Annotated in this window: 10 protein-coding genes; 8 read left to right on the top strand and 2 right to left on the bottom strand. The window is 49.2% G+C overall.

The genetic code is table 11. The features are described 5' to 3' along the window. The first annotated feature begins 7 nt into the window (after window positions 1–7). The 8 genes from HYR79_06025 (at window position 8) to HYR79_06060 (ending at window position 6,989) form a co-directional block, all read left to right on the top strand. Window positions 8–517 (top strand): hypothetical protein, encoded by a 510-nt coding sequence (locus HYR79_06025; GenBank protein MBI1821250.1) that lies wholly within the window; start codon window positions 8–10, stop codon window positions 515–517. A 280-nt stretch (window positions 518–797) separates the two neighbouring features. Then, complete coding sequence (locus tag HYR79_06030; protein MBI1821251.1) at window positions 798–1,259, top strand: hypothetical protein; 462 nt, start codon at window positions 798–800, stop codon at window positions 1,257–1,259. A 13-nt stretch (window positions 1,260–1,272) separates the two neighbouring features. Further along, entirely contained in the window at window positions 1,273–1,803 is a 531-nt protein-coding gene (locus tag HYR79_06035; protein MBI1821252.1) for a hypothetical protein, read from the top strand. Beyond that, entirely contained in the window at window positions 1,800–3,659 is a 1,860-nt protein-coding gene (locus tag HYR79_06040) for a S8 family serine peptidase (GenBank protein ID MBI1821253.1), read from the top strand. Before HYR79_06035 ends, HYR79_06040 begins: the two co-directional genes overlap by 4 nt. Then, entirely contained in the window at window positions 3,656–4,210 is a 555-nt protein-coding gene (locus tag HYR79_06045) for a hypothetical protein (protein MBI1821254.1), read from the top strand. Before HYR79_06040 ends, HYR79_06045 begins: the two co-directional genes overlap by 4 nt. Window positions 4,211–4,326: 116 nt before the next feature. Continuing rightward, window positions 4,327–5,202 (top strand): hypothetical protein, encoded by an 876-nt coding sequence (locus HYR79_06050; protein MBI1821255.1) that lies wholly within the window; start codon window positions 4,327–4,329, stop codon window positions 5,200–5,202. A gap of 107 nt (window positions 5,203–5,309) precedes the next feature. Continuing rightward, the gene (locus HYR79_06055; protein ID MBI1821256.1) at window positions 5,310–6,095 is read left to right on the top strand and encodes a hypothetical protein; all 786 of its coding nucleotides are present in this window, start codon (window positions 5,310–5,312) and stop codon (window positions 6,093–6,095) included. Between the two features lie 186 nt (window positions 6,096–6,281). Continuing rightward, the gene (locus tag HYR79_06060) at window positions 6,282–6,989 is read left to right on the top strand and encodes an ankyrin repeat domain-containing protein (protein MBI1821257.1); all 708 of its coding nucleotides are present in this window, start codon (window positions 6,282–6,284) and stop codon (window positions 6,987–6,989) included. A gap of 28 nt (window positions 6,990–7,017) precedes the next feature. Here HYR79_06060 and HYR79_06065 read toward each other — a convergent pair whose 3' ends face one another. Beyond that, window positions 7,018–8,235 carry a PQQ-dependent sugar dehydrogenase gene (locus HYR79_06065; GenBank protein MBI1821258.1) on the bottom strand — a complete coding sequence of 406 codons (1,218 nt, stop codon included), beginning with the start codon at window positions 8,233–8,235 and terminating at the stop codon, window positions 7,018–7,020. Between the two features lie 70 nt (window positions 8,236–8,305). Then, a complete protein-coding gene (locus HYR79_06070) occupies window positions 8,306–10,375 on the bottom strand; it encodes a hypothetical protein (protein MBI1821259.1) in 2,070 nt (689 codons plus the stop codon). Window positions 10,376–10,598: the final 223 nt, after the last annotated feature.

The following is a 10,598-nucleotide window of genomic DNA, read 5'->3' on the forward strand; positions in this document are numbered from 1 at the left end:
ATTCGATATGAAAATTTTTAGAAATATTTTTTTGGCGTTTTTTTTCCTTGCCGTTGCCACTTCCGCGCCCGGCGCAGAGAATAAGACTTTAGCTGAAATCTGGCTGGCCCCCGAATATCAAAATGAAGTGCAGCCGATCAAAGATCTATTGAAAACTAAAAATATCACCCGGGTAACCATTCAGGTCTATAAAGTGGGGGTTCCCGCAGGCATTATCGCCATAGGGATGAATACTCCGGCAGAAAGCGCCCGGGCGGCCTTTGAATTGGCCAAAAAATATAACCGTAAAAAAGTGGAGTTTCTAATACCGGAAGTCCTTTTGCCTGAAAATTATTTTGCCGTGGGCACCTCTGCTTACGATGAAGTCGCTTTAGTCCCGGTGGCGAGCGCCGATATCGATCGGCTCGCCGATCCTTCTTTATCCACCGAAGCCTTCCACGCTCTTTACCAGAGACTTACTCACGCGGATGAGCCCTACAAAAGAAATTATAAAAGAGAATTTAATAACGATCAATAAAAGAAAAAAGTCCCTCCCCAGTTCTTTTCCAAACGCGATTTTCATTTCCGACCGTATGGAGCAAAAGTCTTCCCCCCCGGGAACAGAGATAGGATTTGTAACTCCTTGTTTTGCCTGTCATCGCGAGCGCCCGCAGGGTGCGTGGCGATCTCGGTTCACGATGGCGAGATTGCTTCGCTTCACTCGCAATGACAACTTTCTATCGCTGTTCTAGGGGTTGACTGAACGATTGTTTTTTTCGATGTTGACACCTTTCCAGGAGGAGGTACAATTAAAATCAATGATAAAACTCACTGTCCTTTTTTTCGCCTTCATTTTATTATCCGCATGCGTCCATTCCGGACCGCATTCAGAACATTTATCCGGCCGCATGCAGGTGGCAGGAGAGGCCAGAGGGATAGACCAGCTTGCCAAAACGTACGGCGTTGAACTTGTTTCTCTCCAGGCGACCGCCGGAGGCCAGCTATTAGATTTACGCTACCGGGTGGTCAAGCCGGAACTGGCCAAAGAACTCTTTAAAACCAATGCCAATGCTTCTTTTAAGATTATCGATCCAAAAACAGAACACGCGATGGAGGTCCCCGACACGCCCGTGGGAAAATTAAAAAGCAAAATGTTAAAGCCAAAAATCAATCAGATCCTCTATGTTCTTTTTGAGAATCCCGGTGGAGCCATAAAACCGGGGAGTCGGGTATCCCTTGTGATCGGATCGGTGCGGATTGACGGCGTAAAGGTGGAATAGGAAATCGGAAAAGATGAAGCATTTTTTTCTTTTAACAGGTTTATTCGTTTTGGCGTTAGCGGGAAACATCTGGGCTTCCGAGCCTTCGCGAATTTCGGCGGACCTTCAAAAAAAAATAGACACGGCCGAAAACAAAGATAAAAAAATTCCGGTCATTATCACGTTTAAAGCGCCGGTCTCTTCTTCCAGACCGCTTAAAGGCCCGACGTCAAGGTATGAAATTATTACCGGTAAACAGCGGGAGGCCGAAGAATCTCAGTCCGCGGTTCTCACCTTTCTTAAAGAAAAGGAGAAGTCGGGAGGAGTAGAAAACATTCAGTCGTTCTGGATTAACAACAGTCTCTCGGTAAAGGCGGCCCCGGAGGTTATTCTCCTGCTTGGAAAACGGGACGATCTTCAGGAAATTATTTTCGATGGTCCGGTCACCCTTCAGGCCAAAAAACCGGCCGGCAAAAAGGTAACCGCGCAGAACGCCCCAAAGAAAAAAACAGACAAGAAGAAACAGGCGAAAACCAGGCCGAAAGAGGAGCGGAAATCCCCGTGAAAACCCTTGGTTTCATGGTCGCGGTAATTGTTGGCGTTTTCATCTGGTTTCCCGCTCTGCAGACGGGCAAAATTGCTCCGGAGGTCAAGCGGCAAATGGAAACCGCCTCTCCATCGGATCACCTCAAGGTCATTGTAAGGGTGCTCGAACCCTCTCCTCTGAGAGCTCTCTCTCTGGAGGGAAAATCCAAAGCCAAACGGCATGAAACCGTGGTTCGTGAACTTCAAGAGAAGTCCGAAGCCACGCAAAAACCTCTTTTAACCAGGCTGGAAAAATATCAAATGACCGGAAAAGTGAACCGCGTCACCCCGCTCTGGATTGTAAACGCGATTGCGGTGGAAGCGACAGCCGAGGTCATTCAGGAGATTGCGGCAACCCACCCGAACGTCGAAATTTTTCCTGATTGGCCTGTAACCGCTACCACCGGGAGCTATTCGACAACGAGCTGGAACCTCTCCGGGACTAACGGAATTAACGCTCAGTCACTCTGGAATATCGGAATTACAGGTCAAAATGTCGTCGTGGCAACGTTAGATACGGGTGTGGACATCAATCATCCGGATTTAGCAGGCCGGTACCGGGGGGGAACCAATAGCTGGCTCGACCCAAGCGGACAACATGCGACTCCGGTTGATTTAGCGTCAGCGTCTACCGGTCATGGAACATGGGTCACAGGGTCGTTGTTGGGAGGTAATGCTTCGGGGCCTACTATAGGTGTTGCGCCGGATGCCAGATGGATCGCCGCTAAAATATTTGCAGATTCTGGAACATCCAGCCTATCTGTTATAGTGAAAGCTCTTGAGTGGGTTTTAAACCCGGATGGAGATCTTTCAACGGATGACTCTCCAGCGATTGTAAATGGATCATTTGCCATCTCAAATGTAGATGCCTTCAGTTCAATTTATTGTTCGGATGGATCGATTCGGGCCCTTCAATCAGCGGTTCAGACCGTTCGAATGGCAGGAATCATTCCTGTTTTTTCTTCGGGAAATGACCCTGCACCCAGATTTCCCGCGGCTTTTTCAGAATCTGTTGCCGTGGGTTCTACTGACATCAATGGTAATATGGATTTAACGGGAAACGGCCAGGGCCCGGTTAACCCGTGTTGGACTCATTCATATTATCCCGATATCGTGGCTCCTGGAGAAGGCGTTTATTCTACCTCTCCGGGATTGGGACCATTTCCTGGTCCTTCCTATTATGCCACTCTGACCGGGACATCATTTGCCGCGCCGCATGTGGCGGGAGCCGCGGCTCTTTTGCTAAGCGCTTATCCCGATCTAACGATAGACAATGTCGTGACCGCTTTAACCAGCACGGCGACCTTTTCTACGGCTCCAGACAATGTTCATGGTTACGGACGGATTGATGTGAAAAAAGCATTTGATCGTATTCCTCCCCCTCCTTCGAATTTAACGATTAAAAAAACAGGCTTGCTTGCCTTTGCTATGACCTGGACTCCTTCGCTGAGCTCGTCTGCCGGCGGTTTTACCTATGCTGTTTCCAGAAATGGCACACCGATAACCCCTCCTCCATCCGCAAGCGCCACAAGTTATACTGACAATAATGTCCCGACCGACTCAGGATCCTATACCTATTTGGTTTCAGCGGTCTTAAATGGAGTTTCAAATCCTGCCAAAGGTCTTTTAGCCGATATTCGTCCGGGAAATCCGGTAAACGTAAAACGGGTCGACGGGTTTGATTGGGTGACTCTACTGGAAGCCTGCTCTCCCGTGGGGATGCCCTGTATGGCATCCTCTTCTAACGCTCCTGAGAGCGATTTAAACGGAGATGGTCAGATCGATAGTAACGATCTGGCGATTTTAACGGCTCATTTTGGGCAGGTGATGAGATGATGTTATCCCTTGCCAAAAAAACGATGTTTTCGGGAATGTTCCTATTATCTTTTTTTGGATTATGGGGTTGCGGCGGGGGTGGAAGCTCCACCTCCTCCACGCCTGCCCCTGTGATTGCTTTTTCGCCCGCCTCTACGGGAGGGGCAACCAGTGATCTTCTCACCCTTTCTTTAAACACCGCCGCGTCTACCGCTTCTCTTGCGGTGATCGACCTGAATGGAATGAATTTATATACCTCCTCCGCCTACGGTATTTCGGCCGATTTAAAATTTGATTCGACCTGGATGACTTTTTCAAGCTTTACCCCGGATGCAACCAACGCGACAACTGCCATTGCTCTTCCTCTGGAGACTGATTCCAATACCCTTGTCATCGGTCTTTATAAAGTGAAGAACCCGTCAGGTCATCTGGGGACATTCCGTTTTAACTTAAATCCAACGGGAAAAACGGCTCCCCTGGCTTTTGTGTCATCGTCGACTTATATTGGAACGCTCGGTTCAGTCCTCGCCAGCCCGGCATTGAAAGGATTCGGTGGAACCCTTACGAATTGAGCAACAGGCTTTGCCTGGACGAGATTGGGGTTTGGGGGCATTGAGAGTAAGAAAACTCTAGGGCCTCCAAATATAATGAAAACAACGTAATTAAACGATGATAAAATAAAAAGAAAATGCAAAAGACACTCTCAGCCCCGAAGACTTCAACGACTTTAAAAATTGGATTTCTGTCCAACCAGAAAAGTAAACTCCATCACGCTCCGGTGATGATAGAACTGTTCCGGATTCTCAAAGATCGCGGAGTGAAAGAAGAAATCATTGTCCCGGGGGAGGAGCTCATTAATATTTCTTCTATTTCGGTTGCATGCGACACCTATGTGCTTGTTCCCGGGGATGAGTTTTCCCTCTCTTTTGCCGGCATTCTCCATGATAAAGCGGGCAGGATTTTGAACAGTTTTCCGGCCTCTTCCTTTGTCCATGACAAGGTTCGTGTTGCTTTTAAACTGCAGGAAGCGGGTTTGCCCGTCCCCTCCAGTTTTATCGCGGGCGATATCCGGCAGGTTTTCAAACAGGGAGGAAAACAGACAGTGATCATCAAGCCTCATCGCGAAATTTATGGAGAGAGGAGTCAAATTGTGTATGCCGGCGAGGATTCCCAATTTATTTTTCCCGGGGCCTATTTTGCCCAGGAGTTTTTTGAATCAGATCATGAGAATATCAAGGCCTTTGTCATCGGAGAAGAGGTTTTTGCCGTCAAGAGGGCTTACAGGACCGGGTTTTCTCAGGCTCATTCAGACGGGCCATTCCCGGCTTCGGATTCAGGAAGCCGTCAATCGCAGAGCCGGCGATACGAACTGAGCGGTGAAGTCAGAAAAATGGTTTTGACCTGCGGAAGGATTTTTAATCTTCATATTTACGGGGTTGATCTATTAGAAATAGAGAAGGGGCTTTTTATCACCGATGTCACCAGTTTCCCCGATTTTTCGGAAGTTCCTTCGGCGGCAGGCCCCCTGGCGGATTATATTTTTAACTATGCTTTAGGATTGTAGAAACCCAGCGAGCAAAGAGGAGCCTCCGAGCTAGCTTTGGGAGCGGTCCCACAGCGGACAGATGCTTTTAATCAAAAGGGCGACGCGAGCCCCTATAATAGGCCAGTATGAAAATTGGATTTATTCTCAACAGTCATGACCTTTCCTCTTCGATATCGGGGATGAGGGAGATTTTAACCCATCTCCAAAACAGGGATGTCGATGTTGTCCCGATCGTTCCTGAAACCGACTTCATCAACCTTTCTTCCCTCACGGTTGATTGCGATGCCTATATTTTAAAATCGAAAACCGAGCTTTCCCTTTCACTGGCCGGAGTTTTATCCTACAAGGGGGGGCGCCTGTTGAACACCTTTTCGGCCTCTTCTTTCGTTCAGGATAAAATACGCGTCACCAGCCGTCTCCAGGAGATGGAGATTCTGGTCCCCCGCAGTTATGTGACCGGAACCTTCAGCCAGATTTCAGAAATTACCCGAAATGCTTCCGCGCTGGTTAAATCCCACAGGAGAGGAACTGATGCCGGAATCGAATGGGTGCCTCAGGGGGAGTCTCCCGATATCATCCCTGAAGGAGGAATTTTTATTCAGGAGCTTTCCCTGGAGGATGGGGAAAGTTTTAAAGTCTACGGGATCGGGGAGGAGCTTTTTGGATTGAAAGGCGCCTTTTTAAACGATCGAAAAGGTCCTGGAGTTCCATGCGAACTTCCCGAAGATATCCGAAAGGCGGCCCTGGCCTGCGGGAGGATTTTTAATCTTCAGGTTTACGGCGTTGATATTCTCGCCACCTCCGACGGCCCGTGCGTCGTCGATCTAAACCCTTTCCCCCATGTTGTCGGGGTTCCCGGCGCCTCCGAACGGCTTTCAGAATATATTTATAATTACGCGCTTGGTTTATAATTCTGCCCTGACCCAAGAACAGCGATAGGATTTGTAACTCCTTGTTTTGCCTGTCATCGCGAGCGCCCGCAGGGTGCGTGGCGATCTCGGTTCACGATGGCGAGATTGCTTCGCTTCGCTCGCAATGACAACTTTCTATCGCTGTTCTTGATATGACGAACTTTTAAATAAACGAAGGAGGAAATTATGCGACGGTTACATTTTGGATTTCTAGTTTTTGTTTTTTTATTTCCGCTGATGGTTTACGCCCAAGATCAAGAGACCCGGCATGAGACGGAAAAACATAAGACGGAAAAAAAGGAAAAATCCCTGAAAAGCGCCTCTCCTTTGTTAAATCACTCAAAAAAAGAGACTGATTCAGATGAGCATGGACTTCCTCCGGCCGGCGGAAATACGGGCAGTCTCACGGTGGATGGCTCGACCCCTCTGATGGTTGCCACCTTTTCCGGTGACATCAAAACCGTTCAAAAACTGTCGGCAAAAGGGGCTGATCTGAATGCGGCGGATAAATCAGGTGACACCGCATTAATGTTTGCGGCTCTCAGCGGCTATAAAAACATTGTTGAACTCCTCCTGACCAGGGGAGCGAAGGTCAACGCAAAGGACCATTACGGAGAAACCGCGCTCATCGCCGCCGCCATGAATGGTCAGACTTCCATCGTTCAACTGTTGTTAGGAAAAGGGGCCAAAGTCAACGGGCAAGACGATAATGGAGTGACCGCCTTGATGTTTGCCGTGGCCAATGGTCAGACCGGTACGGTGAAATTTTTACTCAAAAACGGGGCGAATGTGAATCTCAAAGATCAATACGGGGAAACAGCGTTATCCATCGCGCAAGCGATGGGCGACGCCGGCCTTGTCCAAATCCTTCAGGCCGCAGGCGCGACCGCGTAGTCAAGCAAAAAAAAAGGAAGAGGGCAGTTCATTTCCCTTCTAATTTTAAAATTTCTCCGGTAAAGTCCACCACATACAGCTCGTGGTTTTCATCTTCTCCAAAAGAGCTGATCTTCCGGTGAGTTTCAAGAAGAAGGAATTGTTCCCTGACCGATTTTCCGTCATACCGGAGTCCCCAGATTCTCCCGCTGCCAAAATCTCCATAGAGGTAAACCCCGCATAGGGAGGAAATCTCGCTTCCTCTGTAAACATATCCCCCGATGACGGCCGATCCGTCAGACCGTCCGTAATCCAGGATCGGGGGTTCAAGACCATTTGTTTTGCATTGAGGGTTGACCCCGGGGGCGCAAATGTTTCCCTCCATGATATTCCATCCGTAATTTCCCCCTTTTTGGATAAGATCTATTTCTTCCCTGGAATCCTGTCCCGCATCACCCGCATAGAGAAGCCCGGTGAGAGGGTCAAAGGAATATCGCCAGGGGTTTCGAAGGCCATAGGCCCAAATTTCGGGATAGGCGTTTTTTTGCCCGGCAAAAGGATTGTCCGGCGGGATACTGTAACCCCTCCAGTGCGGGGGATGATCCACATGCGAACGATGATCCACATCAATCCTCAGTATTTTTCCAAGTTTTGTCTCGAGGTTTTGCCCGTTTCCTAAAGGGTCGTTGGCGGATCCGCCATCTCCCATTCCGATATAGAGATAGCCGTCCGGTCCAAACGCCAGATTTCCTCCTTTGTGATTGGGATAAGGCTGGGACATTAAGAGGAAAACCTGTTCCGTTTGAGGATTTGATTCGTTCGGATTGGTTCCGGTTTTGATTTCAGAAATGACAGAACGTATTTCATTTAAATTAAAGGTGGTGGTGTAGTGAACAAAAAGCCGGTGGTTTTCGGAATACCTGGGATGAAACGCCAGACCCAGAAGTCCCAGCTCCCCTCCAGAGGTTACTTTTTTCTGGATGTCAAGAAAAGGAATGTCTCGTTTTTTCCCATTTTCTATGATCCACACAAGGCCTTTTTGTTCAACTAAAAATAACCTGTTTGAATGATCTCCGGCGTGCGTCAACCCCAATGGGTGGTCCAGGTTCTTGACCAGAGGTTTTAATCGCAAGGAGATTTTGGGAAGGGGAGAGCCATTGGTTTGACAGAGAGGGGTCATGGCCCTTGTGACGCTTGCGTGATCACTCAAGTCGATCATCATCAGGGAAAATAACACCCAAAAACTTTTTTTGAGAAACTTTTTCACGAATGATTCCCCCAATCCTGACCATTCACAATAACCTGAATCTGAGGGTTTTGAGAACAAACCCAAATCATTACGGAGCAGCCGCGGAGGTTTCGGCGGATACAGGACCTTCGCCGGAATTATTCACCGCAGTGACGACAAAGTAATAAGTCGTGGCGCTGGCGAGTCCGCCTTGAACAAGGGGAGGGGAAGCGACACTGGTTTTAGTCGTGAAACGTGTTTTTGTTACACCCGAAGAGGTGCCTATATAGATGTTATAAGATGTCGCTCCCGGCACATCGGCCCAGGTGATGGATATCGTACCGGGAGCTCCCGGACTGGCAAGGACTCCGGTTGGAGCCGGAGGTCCCCCTCCTGATCCGCCAGAAAATCCTTCATTGTTACAAGAGGTGAGGATAGAGCCTGTTGCTCCCACAACAACAAACAGGGATCCAGACCATGCCACACCTGTTAAAGGATTGCCCGTTCCTGAGGTCTCCTTTTGCCACGTGATGCCGTCCGGAGAGGTGACAATGTCCCCCAACTGTCCCACCGCGACAAAACGGGATCCAGACCACGTAATGCCCAGGAGGGGACTTGTTGTCCCTGATGTTTGGGGTGTCCAAACCGTTCCGTCGGATGAGGTGAGAATCGTGCCTGTCCCTCCTACAACCACAAACTGGCTTCCCGACCAGGTAACGCCAATCAGAAAATTGGTTGTTCCTGATGTTTGTGTTGTCCATTTGACGCCGTCAGTGGAGGTAAGGATGGTGCCGGAATTTCCGACTGTGATAAATTGGGATCCGGACGACGTAACGCCAAAAAGGGTATCGGTTGTTCCCGATGTTTGCGTTGTCCATTTGACGCCGTCAGTGGAGGTAAGGATGGCGCCGGAATTTCCGACTGCGACAAACAAGCTTCCCGATCCGGTTACACCGTTTAAGGCAATGCTTGTTCCTGATGTTTGCGTTATCCATTTGGCGCCATCCGTGGAGGTAAGGATGGCGCCGGAATTTCCGACTGCGACAAATGAGTTTCCCGACCATATTACGCCGTTCAGGGTGTTGGCTGTTCCCGATGTTCGAGTAGTCCAGGCAATGCCGTTCGGGGAGGTGAGGATGGTTCCCAAACTTCCCACGGCAACAAAAGTGCTTCCAGACCAGGAAATTCCATTCAGGGAATTACTTGTCTGTGACATTTGGTTTGTCCAGGTTACGCTGTCAGGCGAGGTGAGAAGGGTTCCATTAAACCCTACTGCGACAAATTGACTTCCCGACCAGGCAATACCGAAGAGAAAGTTAAATGTCCCTGAGGTTTGGTTTGTCCAGGTGATGCCGTCGAGGGAGGTAAGGATGGTTCCCGAATCTCCTACAACAATAAACAGGGAAAGAGAGGCGGACCAGGCCGCGGAGGAAAGATAAAACGCCTTTCCCGATGTCCGGGGTGTCCAGGCGATGCCATCGGTAGAGGTGAGGAGGGTCCCCAAATCTCCCACAACCACGAATTTTGAGAGAGAATCCGACCAGGTAACTCCGTTTAAGGAATTTCCTGTCCCTGAGGTTTGGTTTGTCCAGGTGATGCCGTTAGGCGACGTGAGGATCGTTCCCGCGCCTCCTACCACTAAAAACTGGCTTCCCGACCAGATCACGCCATTTAAGGAATTCCCTGTGCCAGAGGTTCGATTCGTCCAGGTGATGCCGTCGAGGGAGGTGAGGATGGTGCCCGAAGCTCCCGTTGCGACAAAAAGGGATAAAGACGGCGACCAGGCAACCCCGACCAATGTATTGGATATTCCCGAGGTTCGGACGGTCCAGGTGATGCCATCAGGAGAAGTGAGGATGGTGCCGAAGGCGCCTGCGACGACAAATTGACTTCCCGACCAGGTAACGCCCAGCAGGGTGTTGTTGGTCCCGGTTGTTCGAGTTGTCCAATTCGTTCCGTCCTGGGATGTAAAGACTGTTCCATCCGATTTTAATACGATAAATTGATTTCCAGACCAGGTGACACGAAACAGGGCGTTGGTTCTCTCGAGAGTCCAGTCAGCACATGAAAGCGCGGTAGATGTCAAAGGGGTGGAATTTGGAACGTTAACCCTGCCGCACCCTGTGACAAAAAGGACCAGCAGAAACCCCATAAGAATTGTTGTTTTTGGTTTTTTCATGGAGGTGTTTACCTAAATATCCTACCCGAAAAAGTCTTTTTTTACTACACATTTCTAAACCGCCCCCCTCTTTTTTTGGGTGGGACCCAAGAACAGAGTTAGAAAGCTGTCATTGCGAACAAAGTGAAGCAATCTCAAGACTTTACGATAAGATTGCCACGCACCCTTCGGTGCTCGCAATGACATGATTAATAAGTGGGTGCGAAGTCTATCGCTGGTCTTG

This window comes from Nitrospirota bacterium, from assembly GCA_016178585.1.
GTDB lineage: Bacteria > Nitrospirota > Nitrospiria > JACQBW01 > JACQBW01 > JACOTA01.